The 23,122-nt window shown below is 35.9% G+C and carries 14 protein-coding genes; 1 reads left to right on the top strand and 13 read right to left on the bottom strand.

The window, feature by feature from the left end; translation table 11 throughout:
* Nucleotides 1-389 precede the first annotated feature (389 nt).
* From ilvC to DRF58_RS00595, 13 genes are all read right to left on the bottom strand, one after another.
* The gene (gene ilvC, locus DRF58_RS00655; protein ID WP_116031671.1) at nt 390-1,871 is read right to left on the bottom strand and encodes a ketol-acid reductoisomerase; all 1,482 of its coding nucleotides are present in this window, start codon (nt 1,869-1,871) and stop codon (nt 390-392) included.
* A 140-nt stretch (nt 1,872-2,011) separates the two neighbouring features.
* Complete coding sequence (gene ilvN, locus DRF58_RS00650) at nt 2,012-2,602, bottom strand: acetolactate synthase small subunit (protein ID WP_116031669.1); 591 nt, start codon at nt 2,600-2,602, stop codon at nt 2,012-2,014.
* A 187-nt stretch (nt 2,603-2,789) separates the two neighbouring features.
* The gene (gene ilvB / locus DRF58_RS00645; RefSeq protein WP_116031666.1) at nt 2,790-4,529 is read right to left on the bottom strand and encodes a biosynthetic-type acetolactate synthase large subunit; all 1,740 of its coding nucleotides are present in this window, start codon (nt 4,527-4,529) and stop codon (nt 2,790-2,792) included.
* Nucleotides 4,530-4,553: 24 nt separating this feature from the next.
* Nucleotides 4,554-6,239: a dihydroxy-acid dehydratase gene (ilvD, locus tag DRF58_RS00640; protein ID WP_116031664.1), complete on the bottom strand. Its 1,686-nt coding sequence runs from the start codon at nt 6,237-6,239 to the stop codon at nt 4,554-4,556.
* Nucleotides 6,232-7,134 (bottom strand): branched-chain-amino-acid transaminase, encoded by a 903-nt coding sequence (gene ilvE, locus DRF58_RS00635; protein ID WP_116031661.1) that lies wholly within the window; start codon nt 7,132-7,134, stop codon nt 6,232-6,234. Before ilvE ends, ilvD begins: the two co-directional genes overlap by 8 nt.
* 589 nt (nt 7,135-7,723) lie before the next feature.
* Complete coding sequence (locus DRF58_RS00630; RefSeq protein WP_116031658.1) at nt 7,724-9,043, bottom strand: SLC45 family MFS transporter; 1,320 nt, start codon at nt 9,041-9,043, stop codon at nt 7,724-7,726.
* Nucleotides 9,044-9,047: 4 nt separating this feature from the next.
* Entirely contained in the window at nt 9,048-9,569 is a 522-nt protein-coding gene (locus DRF58_RS00625; RefSeq protein WP_116031656.1) for a nuclear transport factor 2 family protein, read from the bottom strand.
* Nucleotides 9,570-9,576: 7 nt separating this feature from the next.
* Nucleotides 9,577-11,424 (bottom strand): glycoside hydrolase family 13 protein, encoded by a 1,848-nt coding sequence (locus tag DRF58_RS00620; protein WP_116031654.1) that lies wholly within the window; start codon nt 11,422-11,424, stop codon nt 9,577-9,579.
* Nucleotides 11,425-11,650: 226 nt separating this feature from the next.
* The gene (locus DRF58_RS00615) at nt 11,651-12,646 is read right to left on the bottom strand and encodes a bile acid:sodium symporter family protein (RefSeq protein ID WP_116031652.1); all 996 of its coding nucleotides are present in this window, start codon (nt 12,644-12,646) and stop codon (nt 11,651-11,653) included.
* 171 nt (nt 12,647-12,817) lie between these two features.
* On the bottom strand, nt 12,818-14,974 hold the full coding sequence (locus DRF58_RS00610) for a glycoside hydrolase family 97 protein (protein ID WP_116031649.1): 2,157 nt from the start codon (nt 14,972-14,974) through the stop codon (nt 12,818-12,820).
* A gap of 78 nt (nt 14,975-15,052) precedes the next feature.
* Nucleotides 15,053-16,066: a SusE domain-containing protein gene (locus DRF58_RS00605; protein WP_116031647.1), complete on the bottom strand. Its 1,014-nt coding sequence runs from the start codon at nt 16,064-16,066 to the stop codon at nt 15,053-15,055.
* Nucleotides 16,067-16,089: 23 nt separating this feature from the next.
* The gene (locus tag DRF58_RS00600; RefSeq protein ID WP_116031644.1) at nt 16,090-17,670 is read right to left on the bottom strand and encodes a RagB/SusD family nutrient uptake outer membrane protein; all 1,581 of its coding nucleotides are present in this window, start codon (nt 17,668-17,670) and stop codon (nt 16,090-16,092) included.
* Nucleotides 17,671-17,680: 10 nt separating this feature from the next.
* Nucleotides 17,681-20,401 carry a SusC/RagA family TonB-linked outer membrane protein gene (locus tag DRF58_RS00595; RefSeq protein WP_116031643.1) on the bottom strand — a complete coding sequence of 907 codons (2,721 nt, stop codon included), beginning with the start codon at nt 20,399-20,401 and terminating at the stop codon, nt 17,681-17,683.
* A 666-nt stretch (nt 20,402-21,067) separates the two neighbouring features.
* On the opposite strand from DRF58_RS00595, the gene metG reads away from it, so the two are divergent.
* Entirely contained in the window at nt 21,068-23,101 is a 2,034-nt protein-coding gene (gene metG, locus DRF58_RS00590) for a methionine--tRNA ligase (protein WP_116031640.1), read from the top strand.
* The last annotated feature ends 21 nt before the right edge of the window (nt 23,102-23,122 follow it).

Here is a 23,122-nt window from a genome sequence, read left to right as displayed (position 1 = left end):
CAATTTTGAACGCAAAGGGCGCAAAGGTTTTTATAATCTTATTGAAAATATTTTAAGGTTCACAAATCAAAGATTCATCGATTCCTTTAAAATCAATAAATGTATTGAGATAAAGGCGCTTCGCTCAGCAAAGAATAAACATTCAATTTGTCATTCCTTAGAATCTCAGCAGTTTTAAACCACTTTGTTAGATTTTCTACGGAATGACAAAATTTGAATTTAGGAACAAACTTTATTTTTATGACAAATTCCCTAGCCCCGATTGACTCTTTTCTTTAATTCTATTTTTTTGAATCGTCGAATCTCGTACCTCGATTTGCAACGGCATCCTTTTGTGATGAGGAACGAAGAGCAAAAGATATAGTGGAAAGCGGGATTAGCTCCTAATTTTAAACCGTTTTGATAGACTTCATCGCAGTCATTGCCTGACGAAGTTTTTTTCCTACAACTTCTACCGGATGATTTCTCAAAACATCGTTGACGTGAACCAATTGAGCGTTATCAACTGAAGCTTTTTTGTCTTCGTTAAAATCTTTTCCGACCAAATCTGTATCCACGGACTTCATAAAATCTGCCAACAAGGGTTTGCAAGCTTGATCAAACAGATAACAACCGTATTCTGCCGTGTCGGAAATTACACGATTCATCTCGAACAGTTTTTTTCTTGCGATGGTGTTGGCAATCAAAGGGGTTTCGTGAAGAGATTCGTAGTAAGCTGATTCTGGTTTAATGCCTGCTTCAACCATTGTTTCGAAAGCCAATTCAACGCCCGCTCTAATGAATGCGGACATCAAAAGATAATTGTCAAAATATTCCTGTTCATCGATTTTCACATCTCCTGCAGGCGTTTTTTCGAAAGCGGTTTCACCTGTTTCTGCTCTCCATTTCAATAAGTTTGCATCGCCATTTGCCCAATCTTCCATCATTGTTTTGGAAAATTCTCCCGAGATAATATCATCCTGATGTTTTTGGAAAAGTGGTCGCATAATGTCTTTCAATTCTTCTGATAATTCGAAAGCTTTGAGTTTTGCAGGATTGGAAAGTCTGTCTAACATCCCACTTACACCGCCGTGTTTCAAAGCTTCTGTGATGACCTCAACGCCGTATTGCACCAACTTGGAAGCATAACCTGCATCAATACCTTTCTCCATCATTTTGTCAAACGAAAGGATAGAACCCGTTTGTAAAAGTCCGCACAAAATAGTTTGCTCACCCATCAAATCGGACTTCACTTCGGCAACAAAAGAGGATTTCAAAACGCCCGCTTTGTGACCGCCAGTTCCCACGCAATATGCTTTTGCTTCTGCCCATCCTTTCCCTTGAGGGTCATTTTCTGGGTGAACGGCAATCAACGTTGGAACGCCGAAACCACGCAGATATTCGGCACGAACTTCGGAACCTGGACATTTTGGAGCAACCATAATTACCGTGATATCCTTACGGATCTGCATTCCCTCTTCCACGATATTGAAACCGTGAGAATAAGACAACGTTGCGCCTTGTTTCATCAAAGGCTGAACCGCATTAATCACAGAAGTATGTTGTTTGTCGGGCGTTAAATTAATCACCAAATCCGCAGTTGGAATGAGTTCTTCGTAGGTTCCGACTTTGAAATTATTTTCGGTTGCATTTTTCCAGGAATCTCTCTTTTGATCGATCGCTTCCTGACGTAATGCGTAGGAAACATCCAATCCGCTGTCTCTGAGATTCAGACCCTGATTTAGACCTTGAGCTCCGCATCCTACAACCACGATTTTCTTTCCCTTCAACGCAGAAACGCCATCAGAAAACTCTGAACTATCCATAAATTCCGCCTGTCCTAACTGATGCAACTGGTCTCTGAGTGATAAGGTATTGAAATAATTTGCCATTTTTATTTTGTCTTGATTTTATTAAGTTTTGTTTTGAATATGTATCGAAAATTGAACACAAAGCGCACTAATATTTTTTTTAAAAACTGAATGTTTTTAAGTTCACAGAGGCGCTTACGTTCAAAATTTTGATAGTTTTTTTACATTGTGAAAACGTCGTCTCTTTTGTCTAAGTATTCGTTTTCCACAATCTCGTGAGAAGGTTCTCTTTTTTCGAACTCAAGGACTTTTTCGTGAATTCCTGCGCTATTTTTGATGATTGCGATTCTTGCTCCACGAACGAATTCTATGAGTCCGTATTTGTTGAGTTCTTCCGTCAATCGGTCGATTTCTTCACGATGTCCTGCTGTTTCGAAAACAATATAATCTTGACGAATCACAACCGTAGACGCACCATATTGACGAAGCAATCTTTCTACGTAAACCTTTTCTGTCACGACATTTGCAGGAACTTTGTAAAGCGCCTGTTCCTGCCAAACAATCTCATCATCGGTATTGAAATAGGCTTTCAGAATATCGATTTGTTTTTCCAACTGACGACAAAGTTTTCTGACAACTTCTTCGGTTTCATTAATAAGAATCGTGAATCTGTGAATGCCTTCGACTTCGGATGGAGACGTATTTAAACTCTCGATATTGATTTTTCTGCGTGAAAAAATTCCTGAAATTCTGCCGATTAATCCAACCGAATTTTCTGTGTATAATGTGATGGTAAATTCTTGTTTTTCCATTTTATGATAAATTAAAGTTCCAAAGAGTTGGAAATGGTTTGCAGATATTTTTTAAACGCAAAGTCCGCAAAGTTTTTTTATTTAATTCAATGTTTTAAAGTTCGCAAAGGCGTAAAACTTAGCAAAGTTTATTAGACTGATAATCTATCTCCTAATTTCTTTGAATTGTTTTATAAATAATTATAAATTATTTAAGTCTGATTTCTGAAACCGAAGTTCCTTGTGCTACCATTGGAAAAACGTTATTTTCTTTCCCAACCATTACTTCCAAAAGATAAGCGCCGTCGTGATTAATCATTGTTTCTAAAGCTGTTTTAAGGTCTTTTCTTTCGGAGATTTTTTGTCCGTCGATGTAATAACCTTTTGCAACGGCTACGAAATCTGGACTTGTAATGTTCACAAAAGAGTAACGTCTGTCGTGGAACAGCTGTTGCCATTGTCTTACCATTCCGAGAAATTCGTTATTGAGAATCAGAATTTTAACCTTCGCTCCAAACTGCATAATCGTTCCCAATTCCTGCAAAGTCATTTGGAATCCACCATCACCAATAATTGCAACAACTGTTTTTTCTGGTGCGCCATACCAAGCTCCAATTGCCGCAGGTAAACCAAATCCCATCGTTCCCAAACCTCCTGATGTTACGCTGGATTTAGAATTATTGAATTGAGCATATCGACAAGCAACCATTTGATGCTGACCAACATCGGTTGTGATGATTGCATCGCCATTTGTCAATTCATTTAGAACTTTGATAACCTCTCCCATTGTCATTACATCAGTTGTTGGATTAAGTTCATTTTGAATGACTTCTTTGATTTCTTCTTTTTCCAATTCACGGAATTTTTCCAACCAAGCTGAATGGTCATTTTCTTTGAGAAGCGCCGTCAACATTGGAAGTGTTTTTTTACAATTTCCCCAAACAGGAACTGTGGTCTTTACATTTTTATCGATTTCGGCCGGGTCAATATCAAGATGAATAATTTTTGCTTGCTTAGCATATTTATCCAAACGACCTGTAACTCTATCATCGAAACGCATTCCGACAGCAATGAGAACATCGCATTCGTTGGTCATTACGTTTGGTGCATAATTTCCGTGCATTCCTAACATTCCGACGTGCAATTTGTGATTGGTTGGAAGTGCGCTAAGTCCCATTACTGTAGCTGCCGCGGGAAGATTGACTTTTTCAATAAAAGCTTTGAATTCTTCTTCTGCTTTTCCCAAAATAACACCTTGTCCGAAAAGAACAAACGGTTTTTTTGCCTGGTTAATCAATTCTGCGGCTTGCTCGATATATTCGTTTCGGATTTCAGGTTCGGGGCGATAACTTCTGATATGATTACATTTTTTATATCCCAAATATTCGAATAATTGTAATTGAGCATTTTTTGTAATATCAATCAAAACAGGACCTGGACGACCTGTACTTGCAATATGAAAAGCTTTGGCAATAGCTTCGGGAATTTCTGTTGCATCGGTAACCTGATAATTCCATTTTGTAACTGGTGTTGTAATATTGATAACATCAGTTTCCTGAAAAGCATCGGTTCCCAAAAGCGAGGCAAAAACCTGACCTGTAATGCAGACAATCGGGTTGCTATCTATCATCGCATCTGCCAAACCTGTCACCAAATTGGTTGCACCGGGACCACTGGTTGCAAATACCACTCCAGTCTTTCCTGACGTTCTCGCAAATCCCTGTGCTGCGTGAATTGCACCTTGCTCGTGGCGAACCAAAATATGTTTCAGTTTTTCGGAATAGTCGTACAAAGCATCATAAATCGGCATAATTGCTCCACCGGGATAACCGAAAATCGTTTCCACATTTTCCTGTAACAGAGCTTCTAAAACAGCTTTTGAACCTGAGATTTCTACCGGTTTGGGTTGTTCTAATTCTGTATTTTCCTTTACTTCAAGCGTACTCATATTATTTTCAATTTTACTTTTAAATTATAAATCGGTTACACAACCTTGTGAAGCATCCGCTACAGATTTAGCGTATTTGTACAACACACCTCTTTTCACTTTGTATTCGGGTTGTTGGAACTCGGCTTTTCTTTTGGCGATTTCATCGTCTGACAATAATGCGTTGATGGTATTTTTCTCTGCATCTAATTCAATCACATCGCCGTCTTTAATTAAGCCAATCAATCCTCCGGAAAAAGCTTCAGGCGTGATATGCCCAACGACGAAACCGTGTGTTCCTCCTGAGAATCTTCCGTCTGTAATCAAGGCAACATTTTTACCTAAACCTGAACCCATCAAAGCGGAAGTTGGTTTCAACATTTCCGGCATTCCTGGAGCACCTTTTGGACCTTCGTTTTTAATGACAACCACGTTTCCTTCCTGGATTTTTTTATCTTCAATTCCTTTGATGAATTCTTTTTCGCCATCAAAAACGATTGCTGTTCCTTTAAAATAAGCACCTTCTTTTCCTGTAATCTTCGCAACAGAACCTTTTTCAGCAAGGTTTCCGTACATAATTCTGATGTGTCCGGTTTCTTTGATTGGATTTTTGATATCGTGAATGATATTTTGCTGTCTGTCGATAATTGAAGTGACGTGTTCCAAGTTTTCTGCAATGGTTTTACCCGTAACCGTTAAACAATCGCCGTGAAGCAAGCCTAAATCCAATAGATATTTCATTACCGCAGGAACTCCTCCTACTTTATGAAGGTCTTCCATCAAGTATTTTCCGCTTGGTTTAAGGTCGGCTAAAAATGGTGTTTCGTCACTGATTTTTTGGAAATCATCCAAAGTCAAATCGTAGCCAATAGATTTTGCAATGGCGATAAAATGGAGAACAGCATTGGTACTACCGCCCAAAATCATAATCAACCTCAAAGCATTTTCGAAAGCTTTTGGCGTCATAATATCAGATGGTTTGATATCTTTTTCGAGAAGAATTTTAACGTAATGACCTGCAAACTGACATTCTTCTTTTTTTTCTTTACTAAGCGCAGGATATGATGATGAATAAGGCAAACTCATTCCCAGAGCTTCGATCGCAGAAGCCATTGTGTTTGCAGTGTACATTCCGCCACACGCTCCTGCGCTTGGACAGGAATTTTGAATCACACCTTGAAAATCTTCCTCAGAAATTTTCCCAGCAATTTTGTTTCCTAACGCTTCGAAAGCAGAAACGATATTCAAATCTTCACCTTTGTAATGGCCTGGTGCAATACTTCCGCCATAAACCATTATCGAAGGGCGGTCGAGACGCGCCATCGCCATCAGAGAACCCGGCATATTTTTGTCACAACCCGGAACTGTAATCAATCCGTCGTAATATTGCCCAGCACAAACCGCTTCTATAGAATCTGCAATGATGTCGCGACTTACAAGTGAATAACGCATTCCGTCGGTTCCGTTGGTCATTCCGTCACTGATTCCAATGGTGTGGAACATTAATCCAACAAGATTTTGTTCTTTAACACCTTTTTTTACAATCTCGGCAAGACCATTCAGGTGCATATTACAAGTGTTGCCATCATAACCCATACTTGCAATTCCAATCTGTGCTTTGTCGAAATCTTCTTTTTGGAAACCAATTCCGTAAAACATCGCCTGAGTTGCAGGTTGAGTTGGGTCTTTCGTGAGTGTTTTAGAATATTTATTCAGTTCTACGTTACACATATTGCAAATTTGATTTTAAATAAGAATAATCTTCTTCTAATACTAAATGGCGATAAGCTGTCTGAATTTTTGATGATAAACTTTCTTCCCAATTCAGTTTGAAGGGAATATTATCCAAAGAATCCAATGCAACAATCTCCGCTGCTGTTCCACAGAAAAACCCTGCATCAGCACCTTGCATTTCTTTCGGTTTGAAGAATTTTTCTTCGTAAGGAATTCCAAGATTATCGCAGATTTCAAAAACTGTAGCTCTGGTAATTCCAGGAAGTATGCTTCCTTTTGCTGGTGTGAAAAGTTTTCCACCTTTTTCGAAGAAGATATTGGCACCTGAACTTTCTGCTACATTTCCATCGGCATCCAAAACCAATGCTTCATCAAAACCTTTATCTTTCGCTTCCTGACAAGCTAAAATCGAGTTTACATAATGACCGCTTACTTTTGCTTCCACTTTAAACGCTTTTGGATTTGGACGTTCAAATGATGACGTCATAATTCTCATTTTGTTGGCCATATAACCGTTGTCCCAATTCCAAACTTCGATGACCAGATAACTTTTTTGCCCTTTTGATAAAGCCATATTTGGAGAACAAATGATCAATGGACGAATGTATGCGTTACTTAAATTATTAATTTCCAAAAGCTTGTAGGTTGCTTCCACCATTTCTTCGGTAGAATAATCGAAAGGCATCATCATTGTTTCGGCAGATTTTCTCAATCTGTCATAATGTTCCTCTGCTTTGAAAATCTTAGTTCCATTGGCTGTTTTGTAAGATTTAATTCCTTCGAAAACAGCATATCCGTAGTGTAACGATTGACCATACAAGTCGGTCTTGGCTTCTTTTGCTTTCATATATTCCCCATCAAAGAAGAGAACACTGTCGTCATTGTAATACATTTTGTATCGGTTTTTATATTTTATTAAATGTTTCGTTTTTAAATAAAAAAACCATTCTCTTGATGAGAATGGTCTGTATTATTTCAATTTCAAAAATTATCACAAGCCATCACTCACCACCGGAATCCGATAATGACAAGAATGACAATAATAATTATTGAGTTATGCATCTGTTTGTTTTGAACGGTACAAATGTATAAACTAATTTCAATAAACCTTGATTTTTTCACAAAAAATTCTTTTCAACACCATCAAAAATTTACAAAAATTTGATTTTTATACGATATTCATTAAAACAAAAAACGCTCATAAGGTATTGATTATCAATTTATGAAAGCTTAGAAAATTACGATGTCTAAAATTTGAGTTTGATAATGAGATTTTAGAATTAAAATTCAAAATTATAGAGCCTGTTAATGAAAGAATATGGTTTTACAATGCGAGAATATAAAAGTCTATGCTGACTCTCATTCCGTAGGTTTCACCTATGGCTATTAATATTGAATCCTTCGGATTCTTTTAAAAACAAAAAATCCACCAAAATTGGTGGATTTTGAATATATCTTTTGTAATAATTTTGGTCTTATAATTAATCAATTGTTTTCTTATCCTTAATAATAAAAACACTGAATGCGCCTAAAACAAGCAATGCTCCTGCGATTCCCAACATTGCAATAGAACTTTCCATCGCGATAGTTTTAAATATAACGCCGCCTAAAACTGCTGCAACAATCTGAGGCAAACAAATTGTGCCATTGAATAATCCTAGATAGGCTCCCATATTATTTCCCTTCAAAGCGTTGGTCAATAATGTAAATGGCAAAGCTAGAATCGCTGCCCAAGCACATCCAATCAATAAATATGGAACGAAAAGCAGATATTGGTCGTGAATAAACATTGTTGAGATAAAACCAATTGCACCTAAAATTAAACTAACAAAATAAGCCATTTTGTAAGATTTGAATTGAGGAATCACCAAAGCCCAAATCACAGAACCAATGGCCTGAATTGCAAACACAACACCAACCCAGTTGCCTGCTTCCTGATACGCAGCGGATTTGACATCTGTTGTATTCCAAACTGTTTCGGCAATCCCTGCATTGGTATAAGTCCACATATACATAAACGCTGCCCAGCTGAAAAACTGAACCAAACCTACCGACCAAAATGCAGATGGCGCTTTTGCCAATAACTGGAAAACATTGGTTGTTTTTTTGGTTTCAGGAGCGTCTTCTATTCCGTGGAATTCGGCATATTCTTTCGGAGGCATTTCTTTGACTTTGAAAATCGTGTACAAAACACAACCAATCAAAATCGCGGCTCCTACATAGAAAGAGTAAATCACAGAATCCGGCACTACACCCGAATCTGCGACATTTGAAATCCCAATCCAAGTAAAAATAATCGGGAAAAGATAACCTACTAAACTTCCTGCATTACAAAGGAAACTTTGGATAGAGTAAGCTTTTCCTTTCTGCTTCTCGTTCACCATATCTCCCACCATCATTTTGAATGGCTGCATTGCCATATTGATGGATGTGTCCAAAAGCATCAAAGCAATCAATCCAAAAATCATTGCTGCAGAAACTGCTAGTTTGAAGCTTCCTGCATTGGGAAGTAAACACATTACAATCACGGAAATGATAGAACCAATCAACAAATAAGGAACTCTACGTCCCAATTTCGTCCAAGTTTTATCACTCATTACGCCAACAATCGGCTGGACAACCATTCCCATCAAAGGTGGTAAAATCCAGAAGTAACTGAGGTTATGCGGATCTGCACCCAAAGTTGCAAAAATCCTACTGATATTGGCACTTTGCAAAGAATAAGCAATCTGAACTCCGAAAAATCCAAAACTGATATTCCATAGTTGAGAGAAAGGTAAATCTCTTTTATTTAAATTCATTTATTTAGTTGTTTTTTAATTTCTGGATGAAAGCATCCTCGATTGGTGTTTTGATTTTGGTGACTTCATCTATCACTTCATTTGGGATGGTTGCGGAAAGAACGTATTGTTTGATTTTCCATTTTCCACCAATTTTTTCGAGAACACCCGAACCTCTACAGATTTTCATCTGCGTATCAAGAACCTCATCGAACCAAGCATAATTTCCGTCTTTGCTGAAATAGATATTTCGTTTTAATGATTTGAAATTCCAAGTTGTTTTTTTATCGAAATAAGGTTTTGCCCAGTCTTTGAACTCTTGTTTTTGCCAAACTTCGGTTGCATCTGTTCCGATGTATTGAGACTCTTCGGCAAAGCAATCGAAGTATTTTTCGAAGTCTGCATTGGCAGCCAAAGTATTGAGGTCATCCAACAATTTGTTGATATTCTTTTTCTGAACATTTTCGTAAAAGCCTTTCTTCTGAGCAGAAAGTGGAATCGAAAAGATTAAAAACGATAGTAGTACAATGGAAATTATTTTTTTCATTTTAATTTTATTTAAGTTCTAAAATTAATGAAGATTTTGCAGGAACAGACAAATTAGTTTTCAAATCAAAATCTTTATCAGAAATGATGTCTCTTCCTTTTGTGAAATTATTCAGACCTTCGGAAAAACGCTTCAAATCTAAGTTTTGAGTTTCTTTGTTGTTATTAATTACGACCATTACTCTTTTGCTATCTGTATAACGGAAATAAACATAAACATTGTTGTTCGGGATGTAATGCAAGGTTTTTCCAAAATGAACTGCTTCGTTTGTTTTTCTCCAATTCAGCAATTTTTTGGTATAATCGAAATACTCGTTTTGAGAAGCTATTCTTCCAGATTTTGTGAAAGCATTATTTGCATCTCCAGCCCAGCCGCCTGGGAAATCTTTACGAATCTCGCCGTCGCCGCCGTTGTTTTTGTCTCCAGCCATTCCGATTTCAGAACCGTAATACAATTGAGGAATTCCACGAACTGTCAGAATCAAACTCATTGCTAATTTGTAATCTTCTATCTTCGGATAGATTTGATTGAATCTATTCGTGTCGTGATTCTCAGCAAACACCAAAATATTATTGATATCAGGATAAAGGAAATCATTAGTAAAATTCCCATAAACTCTCTGCATTCCCGAATTCCAACCCGGCTCTTCTTTGAAAGCCTGACCAATGGCATCATAAAGTGAAAAATCCATTACGGATGGCAAGTAAGAATTAAAGTTTTCTATTGCGCCAATTTTAGAATCTTTTTGCCAGTAAGCCATATGAGCAGGATCTTGCATCCAGACTTCTCCAACGATATTGAATTTTGGATATTCGTCGGTGATTCGTTTTGTCCAATCTGCAATGCCTTTTTTGTCGTTGTAAGAATAAGTATCCACACGGAAACCGTCCAAACCTGCATATTCTATCCACCAGATTGCATTTTGCGCCATATAAGTCACAACCATTGGATTGCTCTGGTTCATATCCGGCATTGTCGTATCAAACCAGCCGTCCATACAATCTGCAGCATCAACTTTTGAAGCATTGATGTCAAACTGGGTTGTCATTTTATAATTACTTCGTTTGAAACCATTTTCCTGTCCTTCCCAATAATGAATCCAATCTTTCGAAGGCAAATCTTTGATAATCCAGCTTTTTGAACCCCAGTGATTGGTCACATAATCCATCACGAGTTTCATTTTTCTTTTATGAAGTTCGTCCGCCAAGTTTTTATAATCTTCGTTGGTTCCGTAACGCGGGTCGATTTTGTAGTAATCGCTTTGTGCATAACCGTGGTAAGAAAAACCAGGTTCATTGTCCTCCAACAAAGGTGTGTTCCAAAGTGTTGTAATTCCTAATTCCTGAAGATAATCCAGATTTTTTACAATTCCAGCAATGTCTCCACCGTGACGTCCTCCGGTTTTGGTTCGGTCGGCTTTTTCCGCTGTGTCTGGCGTGCTATCATTTTTAGGATTTCCGTTGGCAAAACGATCCGGCATTATCAAATACATCACATCCGAAGATGTGTAAGAATCTCTGTTTGCAGAATTTTGTTGTCTTTGCTTAAATTCGTAATGGATGGTTTTAACGGTTTTGTTTCCGTTTTTGAAATTCAGTTTTGCTTTTTGCGGCTGAACACCGTTTGTGTCGATTGTTACAAAAAGGTAGTTTGGATTTTCTACTTTTTTGACTTCTTTGATTTTGATTCCGTTTGAGAACTCTGGTTGCAGATTTTGGATATCTTTTCCATAAACTAATAATTGCAGTTCAGGATTTTTCATTCCGCTCCACCAAAATGCAGGTTCTATTTTCTGAACCTGAGAATAGAAAATAGAAGAAAATACGATGGAAGAAATCGTGAATATTTTTTTCATAAGGTTAATTTTTTGGTCTATTTAAAATCAAGATTTATATTTTATTATTGATGATTTTGAACGCAAAGTCCACAAACTTTAACTTAAAACTACTTTTTTTACCACATAGACACATAGCTATTCGTAATAATAAGGTAAAATAGCAGCAGCGATACTATTTATTCTTTTTCAGAAATTTAATTTTAATATTTTCTATGTGTATATGTGGTTTTAATAAATTTTAAAATCAATCTTCCTCTGCTGTTTCTCTTTTGGCAATTTTATTAGCTAACCAACTTACGTAGAATAATTGAAAACTATGGTAAATCATTACTGGCAACAAAAACAAAACTTTCTGCTCGTCTGGAATTCCTAAAACCAGAAGGAATAAACTCCCGTGAACTAAGGATTTCTTTGAACCACAGAAGGTTGTTGTGATGACATCTTTCTTTTTAAAATTCAGTTTTTCTGCTATGAATTTTAAGATATAATAGGTTGCAAAAAACAAAAAGACCACACTAAAAGCCAATACAACAAACACAAATGAAGGTACAGCTACAAAAATGCTCTCAATAAATGCAGTCGAAAAACTTTCGTAAACGATGAGCAAAATAATCAGTCTGTCAAATTCTGAAATGATGTTTGCATATTTTGTCACCCATTTTTTGAAGATTGGATTGAGAATAATTCCTAAAATAACTGGTAATAAAACTTTGAGTAACAACTGCTGAATAATCTCGGATTGATTGCCAGATTCTCCATTAGCTGTGAGGAAAAAACTCATCAAAAGCGGCGTCATTACAATCCCTATAATTCCGGAAATTGAAGCATTGAAAATGGCTGAAGTGACATTTCCTTTGGCGATCGAAACCATTACGACAGATGATGAAACTGTTGAAGGCAAACTTGCTAAAAAGAAAACCGAAAGCCAAATATTGTAATACGATGTATCTTTCAGGAACGGATAAAACATCAGTGTCAACAAAGGAAAAATAACAAATGTTCCCGACTGAATCAGCAAATGCAGTTTCCAGTTGGAGACATCTTTTATGACTTCTTTGAGATTGAGTTTCAATCCATACAACAGAAAAATCCCCGCAATTCCCCAATCTATGAATCCTGCAAGATTAAAATACTGATTGTAAGACTCTTGGAAAGGAATGACTTTCGCCAAAATTACCATTCCTATCAGCAAGAACAGAAAGGTATTTTGTTTGTTGAAAATCTTGGAAATCCAATTCATTTAATAGGATTTTGAGAAAAAAATTAAGAAAAACTTTGTCAAAGGTTGAACCTTCGACAAAGTTTTATTTGGAGTTGAAAGCCATAGCCCCGATAGTAGCGGCATCCTTTTTCTTTTTTGCAAAAAAAAGAAAAAGATATAGCGGATAGCGGGATTAAGCTCCTAAAAAATTTATTTAACAGGCTTCACAGAAATAGCATAACCACCACTTCTTACCAAATGAACTGGCAATTTTGTTTTGTTAGTAATGGTCTTTTTATAAATATGATAACTCTGTGGATTGTTCACATAATCTGCATCTTTTCCATCTTCATAGATAGTCGCTTCATACTTTTTGCCTTTGTCAAGGAAAGAAAAATCTACTGTAAAATCTCTTGGATTTTCGTCGGTAACACCACCTACAAACCAATTGTCCGTTCCTTTTGCTTTACGAGCCGTGTGGATGTAATCTCCTGGTTCTGCGGAAAGGATTTTGGTGTCATCCCAATCTGCTGCAACATCTTTGATAAATTGGAAAGCATCCATATGTTTTGCGTAATTCTCCGGTAAATCAGCCGCCATTTGCAAAGGCATATACATCACAACATAAAGCCCTAATTGTTTTGCCAAAGTTGTCTGAACGAAACGCTTATCGCCTGGGAAATAATAATCTAACTTGGTTTGAAAAATCCCCGGCGTGTAATCCATAGAACCGCCCATCCATCTTGTGAAAGGAAGAATCGTCTGATGGTCTGGCTTGTTTCCTCCGAAAGCTTCGTATTCTGTTCCACGAGCTGCTTCTGCAGAAATCCAGTTTGGATATGTTCTACTTTCTCCTCCCGGACGAACCGCTTCGTGGGAATTGACCATCAATTTATAATCATTCGCTTTTTCTGCAATTCTGTAATAATGGTTGATAGTCCATTGGGAATAATGATGCTCTCCTCTTGGAATGATGTCGCCAACATAACCGGTTTTTACCGATTTGTAACCGTACTTGTTCATCAATTGAAAAGCTTTGTCAGCCCATCTTTCATAGTTGGTTGCTGAACCCGAAGTCTCGTGGTGCATAATCAAATCCACTCCTTTTGAATGCGCATACTCATTCAACATTTTGATATCGAAATCTGGGTAAGGCGTAATGAAATCAAAAACAAACTCTTTGGAATGTCCGAACCAATCTTCCCAACCTGTGTTCCAACCTTCGATCAATAATCCTTGGAAGCCGTTGGCAGAAGCGAAATCGATGTATTCTTTAACTTTTGTATTGTTGGCGGCGTGTTTTCCGTTGGGTGTTAATTTTGAAAAATCAGTTTTTCCGATGTGAACATTTTCTGCTGTAGAATATGCCCATTGTGATTTTCCGATAATCATTTCCCACCAAACGCCCATATATTTGGTTGGTTTGATGTAAGAAGTGTCTTTATATTTTGTAGGTTCGTTTAGGTTGAACATCATTTTGGAATCCATTACTTCTTCTGCTTTTGGCGAAACGATAATCGTTCTCCAAGGTGTTACAGAAGGCGTTTGGATGTAACCTTTCGCACCTTGTCTGTCTGCCGTCAAATGAGTTTTGAATTTGAAATTCTGAGCATCCACTTCCAGATGAGAAGCCGGATAATCTAGAACTGCCGCTTCACCAACGTTAACATACAATGGTTCTTTACCTTCTTTTTTGAGCATCAAAGGTGACTGAACTGCATTTTTCACAAGTGTTTGAGAAGCATTAGAATCAAAAGCTTTTGACCATTGAGTCGGAATTTCGGAAATCTTTGTGGTTTGGTATTGATATTCCTGAGAATCGTAATCTGCAACAATCCACCACGCTTTCATATCAGTTGGAAAGTTGATTTCTGAATCCTCTTCTCTGATTACGAAATAATTAAGATTTTTTTGTTGAGGAAACTCATATCTGAATCCTAATCCATCGTTAAACAATCTGAATTTCACAACGATACTTCTGTCAGAAGAAGTTTGATTAAGAGTTAAAGCTAACTCGTTGTAATTGTTGATATAGTTTTTCTTTTCTCCAAGAACTGGTTGCCAAGTTTCATTTTTAGAATCTCTTTTTTCGGCTGTTTTTGTGAAGCCGTTATTGAGGTCGAAACTGGCATCTTCTGGTTTTGCAATCTCGGAAGCAAACTTGATAGAAGAATCTTTGAAAAGTCTTAATCCTAATTTAGAATCTTCTACAACTACGTTTCCGTTATATTTCAGATTATAAACAGGAACTCCGTTTTTCAATTGGAAATTCATCTCGAATTTTCCGTCCGGAGACTTTAGACTTTGAGCATAAACTCCGTTAAACATCATAGTAAGCAAAGCTGCTCCAATGGTGAATTTTTTCATTTTTTCTAAGGTTTATATATTGGTACAATATAAAAAAAGTGTTGCGGTTTCGCAACACTTTTTTATCTGATTTGAAGATTAAATCTTCACTAAAGTATATTTTAAATTTATTAAATCAAGTGTTACTTTATAATTTCCAGGTACAGCTAGAGATATATTATCACCACCTACAACGATTACTCCGTTTGCACCTCCATAATTAACATCCCAGGCGTTATTCAGTCTGAATTTTAACTCTCCAGCGGTTAAAAAAATATTTGCTATTTCCCATTGCTGAGTGGTACTATTCCAAATCATGTCTGTATCGCTATCCCAACCTGTAGGAGTTGCTGAACCTATAAGCCCCATTGAATATGGCACAAGATTAAAAGTAAGCGCATTTGTATCAACTTTCAACATCTGATATCCTTCAGAAACTGCTTTCAAGTTACCCCCACCATTGTAAATCAAATTTACATTATCATCTGTTCCATAACTATTATCCCAGTTTTTTTGCAATGTGATTTTAAATTCGGTATTTGGAGCACTGAATTTTATATAGCCAATATATTCGCCATTGCTTGTAGCAGACACAAGCGTCTCTGCTGTAGCAGGATCCCAGTTTTGATAGGCACCAGGAGCATATAAATATGATATTGATGCATATGGAGTTACCGTCAAAGAAAGACTTTGTGAATATACAACCATTGAATTATTAACAGAAGACTTGAGTCTAACGTCTAAGTCTGAAGCCTCATTAACTGGTAAATTGAGATTAAGCATAATATTGTTTAGTTCCAACACACTTAACTCTTTTGTAAGAATACCTGCATCCAGATTTATTTCTTTCGGAGCAGCAAAATCAGATCCTTTAACAGCAAATTGCAACACGTTGGTTACAGACAAAGAAACTCCATAATTAGGATTTTTCCAGTTGAAAATAACAGAAGTATCGTCTGCATTTTCTTTAACTAACACTACAGAGGACTTGTCTGCTATAAGGGTATTATTATCTGTAGGAACATTTGCCACAGCCATATCTTCATCTTTATCACAAGAAAAAATAACAACTGCAACAGCCAACAGAGATATTAATTTTAGAATTTTTTTCATTTGATTTTAAATTTAAAAAGTTATTAGTATCCTGAATTTTGCACAAGATTTGGATTAGCAATCAGATCATTAGTAGGGATAGGATAAATTTGTCTATAACTTTCTACTGCTCGCCCATCTTTTACACCTCCTTTGAAAGGCCATAAATAATTGCTTGATGTAAACTTACCATAACGGATAAGGTCTGTTCTCCTTGTTGCTTCCCAAGCTAATTCTCTTGCTCTTTCTTCTAAAATAAAATCTAAATTTATAGATGATACATTTCCACTCGTATTTCCATAAGCTCTAGTTCTTAAAGCATTGACATATCCTAAGGCTGTAGACATACTACCTCCACCGCCTCTCAAAACAGCTTCGGCATAAATTAGGTAAGCATCCGCTAAACGGAATAAAGGAAAATCAGTATCTACAAAGTCACCTCCCGTATCGGATCCAGCTGCTCCAGATCTTGTTATATTTTTAAATTTAATAAGCGGATAACCATCTGTAAAAGTTCCTACTGCATTAATCTCTAAACTTTGTCCATCGGAATGAAAAACGCCTCTTTTGTCTTTAGAACCATCTGTTGTGGGGAAAAGATTCACTAGATTTTTTGTACTTCTGATACCTCCCCAACCGCTATTGATGCCAAAATTAGCTGCTACCATAGAACCTCCTGTAGAGGCATGAATAATAAATGTTGTTCCACCATAAGTTCTAGTATGTGTACCATCAAAATTAACAGAGAAAATAGCTTCGTTATTGTCTAAGTTATTATCTGCCAAGAAAAGTTCATTGTAATTATTTTTAAGAGAATATCCTGAATTAATAACTTTTTCAGCATAAAGTCTTGCGTCACTATATCTATTTTCTCCTGTATAAACTTCAGCATTTAAATATAATTTTGCTAATAACATATAAACAGCTCCCTTGTCCGCTCTACCATATTCATTGGTTCTAGGATCTTTTAAAAGACCTTCAAGATCTTTTAATTCGGACTCTATATAATTAAAGAGATCTTTACGTTCAATTCTTGGAGGGGGCTTTACACCAACTTCATCTTTTTCGGTTACGAAAGGACCATTACCAAATAAATCTATGGCATGTGAATAACTTAAAGCTCTCATAAAACGGGCTTCATTTCTGTATAATCTAGCTTCATCAGCATCACTCCCAGTTATATTTCTAGAAGAAAGTTTATCATCTTGAGTTTCTCGGATAAATTCATTAGCCATAGCAATTTGATAATAAATCCTGTAATAAAGAGCTGTAACATACTGATTATTCGCAGCCCAACTCATATTATGAATATCTGGAAGACCAGAATCTGACCAAGCAACAATTGCTTCATCCGTTGGTAATTCTTGTAATTGAAAATATTGTCTTAAATAATTTGAAGTACCTCCATCAATACCTCCAATATCTGCACTACCATCACCACCTTCTTGCCCACTCATTGCGAGACCAGCATAAACCTTTGCTAAAACACCCTTATAATTACTAAAATTAGAGTACACAGATGCCGAAGTTATTTCTGTTTCCGGCATACGATCCAAATCTTTCTCACAAGATGCAAGAAATAATGATGTAGTGATACCTGTGATTAATATATTTTTAAATTTCATGACTTTTTAATTAAAATTGAAAGTTTAACCCAACTGAATATACCCTTGGTCTTTGATAAAGGTTATTATCAATACCATTGAACACTTCTGGATCTAGTCCACTATAGTTAGTGATCAAGAAAGCGTTTTGAACAGAGCCAAACACTCTTAATTTTGAATTTTCATTAATAAAACTTGGAAAATTATATCCTATATTAATATTATCCATTCTTAAGAATGACCCATTTTCTACATAATAATCACTAAAATATTGCGGGTTATCAAATTGAGTATCTAAATAGCTCGAATGTATGTTTTGCAGATAATTATTTGCTTTAATTCCCGATAGATTTCCATATTGAGAAGCTTGATTATTATAAATATAATTTCCAAAACTAGCTCTCATAGTAAATCCCAAATCCCAGTTTTTGTAAGTAAATCTAGATGAAAAACCTAACAATAAATCTGGTGCGGGAGATTTATATTGATATAAATCTGCACTATTGATGATACCGTCTCCATTACGATCTACATATATACCTTCCATTGGTTTACCAGCCTGATCATATGCCTGTTGATAGACATAAAAAGAATTTGGCTGATATCCTTCTGCATGTATTTGAATGGTACTTCCAGTTCCTCCAGATATACCGCCTGTCAATACAGAAGTTGATGCTAAATTGGTTATTTCTGATTTATAATGAGTGGCATTTAAATTAAATTCCCATGAGAAATTTTCATTTTTAATTGCTTCAACTCCAATGTTAAATTCTACACCCCTATTTCTCATATCACCAACATTGGTCAAAAGTAAGTTTGTTAAATTGGCTCCAGCTGGAACTGGCACAACGCTTAACAAATCTTTTGTCTCTTTTTCATAAACTTCTATACTACCATTGATTCTATTTTGCAAGAAACCAAAGTCAAGTCCCAAATTTTTAGTAGTGGTTGTTTCCCATTTGATATTCTTATCATATCCTTGACCTCTTAAGGTATTGTAAAAATCATCCCCTATTTGATACTGCGCACCACTATTAGATTGAACATATCTAGCTAAATAAGGGTAATCATTATCATTGATATCCTGTTGACCTGTTTGCCCCCAACCTGCTCTCAATTTTAATGTGGAGAATACATTAGCATTTTTAATAAAGTTTTCTTGATCCATTCTCCAAGCTAATGCTACAGAAGGAAAATACCCAACTCTATTATCTTCACTAAATCTTGAAGAAGCATCTCTTCTTACGGAAGCTGTTAAAAGATATTTTTTATCAAAAGTATAGTTTAGCCTTCCAAAATAAGAGATTAATGTATTTTGAGTGAAAAAATCATTACCTGTTTCTGGATTCATCGTTCCATTACCATAAATTGTTGGAGCAAAAGGCTCGCTTCTTTGCCAATCTTGATAGGAGTAACCAACAGTAAAGTCCACCAATGATCGGATGTCTAAAATCTCTTTGGTATAGTTTAAATAAAATTCTAACAACTTATTTTTCTTCTCCTGAGTATATCTTCTATAAGAACCTTTTCTATAATATTCGGAAGCTGCAGTTGGCAAAACAGTAGTATTTCCATTAGAATCGGAGTAATCATAACCAAGATTAAGATTTGCTCTCAATTCTGGCAAAAAATGCATTTTGTAATCAAACTGGATATTACCCAAAACCCTTTTAACGTACGAAAGATCATAACGTTGATTAAGCATTGATAAAGGATTTTTTGTTCCATTTGTATTTGGCGTACCGGTAGAATCCAACCATTCGAAATATCCTCCATAATTATCAAAACCAGGTGCATATACGGATTGAGTTGGATCAAATACCACTGCTGCTCCAACAGCTCCATCATCTTTGAAACGGTTTTCAACATAAGTACCTTTCAAATTGAAATTAATATCGAGGTGATTATCAAAAAATTTAGGATTCAAATTTAATGATGCAGTTGATCTTTCAATATTATTAGTTTTAATAATACCATCCTGATTAAGATAACCCAAAGACAATCTATAAGGCAAACCTTTCACTCCTCCAGACAAAGAAATTGAATTATCATATCCAACCGCAGTCTGATAGATTTTATTCTGCCAATTGGTATTAGATTGACCTAGAAGTAATTTGTAATTATCAGCAGCTTTAGAATTAACTACTTCTCTAAACTGATCAGCAGATAACATATCTACAGTGCCCATCTTATCATAAATAGATGTAGTCGTAGTATAAGTCGCTTTTAATTTCCCAGTTTTTCCCTTTTTTGTAGTTATAATAATAACCCCATTAGAAGCTCTAGATCCATAGATCGCAGTTGCAGAAGCATCTTTAAGGATATTAAAACTTTCGATATCATTAGGGTTAATTAATGCCAAAGGATTAGAAGCACCGCTAATTCCTTTATTATCTAATGGTACTCCATCAATAACAATTAATGGATCATTACTAGCATTTAGTGAAGCTCCACCTCTGATTCTAATTGTTGAACCAGCACCAGGAGCACCACTGTTAGTAGTAATTTGAATACCAGATGCTTTACCTTGAATTAATTGTTCTGGTGAAGTAATACCGCCTTCGTTAAAGTCTTTTGATGTAATAGAAGTTATAGAACCAGTAAGGTCTGTTTTCTTCTGCTTACCATAACCAATCAGCACAACTTGCTCAATCTCGGTTTCTTTTTTCACCGTATCGTTTTGTTGTGCATGTAACATTGATCCGAGCAATAGAAAAGCTGGAGCAATTTTTAATACATTATAGTTTCTCACAAAAAATAAATTTTTAAGGTTTATATTATTTTCTTATTTGTTTCTAGACAACACTTAATCTAGATTCGCAATTTATAAAAAAAACAACATTGTGTTAAAAAATTTTTAAAAACGGTTAATTTAGTACTATTTTTAATTACAAAAACACACTCACAAAAATACAATAAACTAATAATCAACAACATAACCAAATGTTAATTTTAGTAACAATTATCATTTTTAACCTATTTTTGAACATTTTTAACACGTTTTTCTTCTTCTAAATTAACCAATATTAATCCTATATTAATCAAAAATGAAATAATTTATTTTTTTTCGAATTTATTAAAACCTCAAAAACCTCAATATTTTCGTGATTTTAACAAAACTAAAAATATCCTATAAAATAGATGAATTAAAATAAATTTATAAACCCATCCAATCAAAATAAATAAAAATAAAACAATATTAATTTGATCCAACAATGGATAAACATAGAGTACAGGAAAGACTTAATAAAGTCTAATAGAAATATTACAATTTCGATGTTTCGATTTATAAACAAAAACACAATCTAAATACGCCAAGAAAAAAAACAGCTATTATAACTCTCTACATATATTTAACATCTATCCTATTTTTAAAATGAAAAATCGTAATTTTGCATCTCAAATTTTCAATTAAAAAATGTCAAACAAAAAAATGATTACCGCCGCTTTGCCTTACGCAAACGGACCGGTTCATATAGGGCATTTGGCGGGTGTTTACATTCCGGCTGATGTCTATGCAAGATTCCAGAGAAGAACGGGAAAAGATGTCGCTTTTATTTGCGGTTCGGATGAACACGGGATTCCGATTACCATCAGAGCAAAAAAAGAAGGTGTGACACCGCAGGATATCGTGGACAAATACCACGGGATTATCAAACAATCTTTCTCCGATTTAGGAATCTCTTTTGACGAATACTCCAGAACGACATCCAAAAAACATTACGATGTAAGTCAGGATTTTTTCAAGACATTATATAATAAGGGAAAATTCACGGAAGAAGTTTCTGAACAATATTTTGACGAACAAGCCAACGAATTCTTGGCAGACCGATACATTGTGGGAACTTGTCCAAATTGCGGTAACGAAAATGCCTACGGTGACCAATGTGAGAAATGTGGGTCTACCCTTTCTCCATCGGAGCTAATCAATCCAAAATCGATGTTGAGCGGCAATGTTCCCGTTCTTAAAGAAACCAAAAACTGGTATCTTCCTCTGAACGAATATGAAGATTTCCTAAACGAATGGATTATCGAAGGCCATAAAGATGACTGGAAAACCAACGTTTACGGACAAGTAAAATCTTGGTTGAATGACGGACTGAAACCTCGTGCAATGACCAGAGATTTGAATTGGGGCGTTCCTATTCCTCTTCCTGGTGCAGAAGGAAAAGTACTTTATGTTTGGTTTGATGCGCCAATTGGCTACATCTCTTTCACTCAGGAATGGGCGGAGAAAAACGGGAAAGATTGGAAAGATTATTGGCAAAACGAAAACTCAGATTTGATTCATTTCATCGGAAAGGATAATATCGTTTTCCACTGTATCATTTTTCCAAGTATGATGAAAGCGCACGGCGATTATATTATGCCGAAAAATGTTCCCGCTTTCGAATTCCTTAATCTTGAAAACGAAAAAATCTCCACTTCAAGAAACTGGGCAGTTTGGGCACACGAATATGTTGAGGATTTCCCGGGTCAGCAGGATGTGTTGAGATACGCATTGCTTTCGTCTGCTCCGGAAACTAAGGATAATAACTTTACTTGGAAAGATTTCCAAACCAAAAACAATTCTGAATTGGTTGGGATTTTCGGAAACTTTATCAACAGAGTTGCGGTTTTGATTCACAAATATTACAACGGAATTGTTCCGGAAGGAAACAATAACGCTGAGGAATTGAACGAAATCAAAAAAGCAGCAAAAGAAATCGGAACTTTCTTGGATAACTTCGAATTCAGAAATGCTTTGTCAGCGTTGATGAATTTGGCAAGATTTGGAAATCAGTTTCTTCAGACAGAAGAGCCTTGGAAAACAATCAAGGACCAACCTGAAAAAGCGGCGAATTCTCTATTCATTGGAGCGCAAATTGCTGTGGCTTTGGCTCAGTTGTCAGAACCATTTATGCCTTTCAGTTCAGAAAAATTATTGAATATGTTCAATGTTCAAAAATCTGACTGGAACGATGTTGAAAACAAAAATATCCTGATTGAAAGCGGACATCAAATCAATGAAGCCTCTCTTCTTTTCTCGAAAATCGAAGATGATGTGATTGAGGCTCAAATCCAAAAATTAGAAAATACCAAACAAAATAACAAGAAAACAAATCCTAACGCCAATCCTATGAAAGACGAAATTCAATTCGATGATTTTTCTAAAATCGATCTTAGAACTGCTACCATTCTTGAAGCTGAAAAAGTGGAGAAAGCAGACAAATTATTGAAGTTCAAAGTGGATACTGGTGTGGACATCAGAACGGTTGTTTCTGGTGTTGCGGAGAGCTTTTCTCCGGAAGAATTGATTGGAAAACAAGTAATGATTCTTCTGAATCTTGCGCCAAGAAAAATCCGCGGAATCGAGTCTCAAGGAATGTTTTTATTGACAACAAAACCTGACGGAAAATTATCATTCGTAACGCCGGATGAAACCGTTGAGAATGGGATTGAGATTGGGTAATATTAAAAATTACATAAACAA

This window comes from Epilithonimonas hispanica, from assembly GCF_003385395.1.
Lineage (GTDB): Bacteria > Bacteroidota > Bacteroidia > Flavobacteriales > Weeksellaceae > Epilithonimonas > Epilithonimonas hispanica.
The sequence above is the reverse complement of the archived record's forward strand: the minus strand, read 5'-3'. Positions and strand labels throughout refer to the sequence as shown.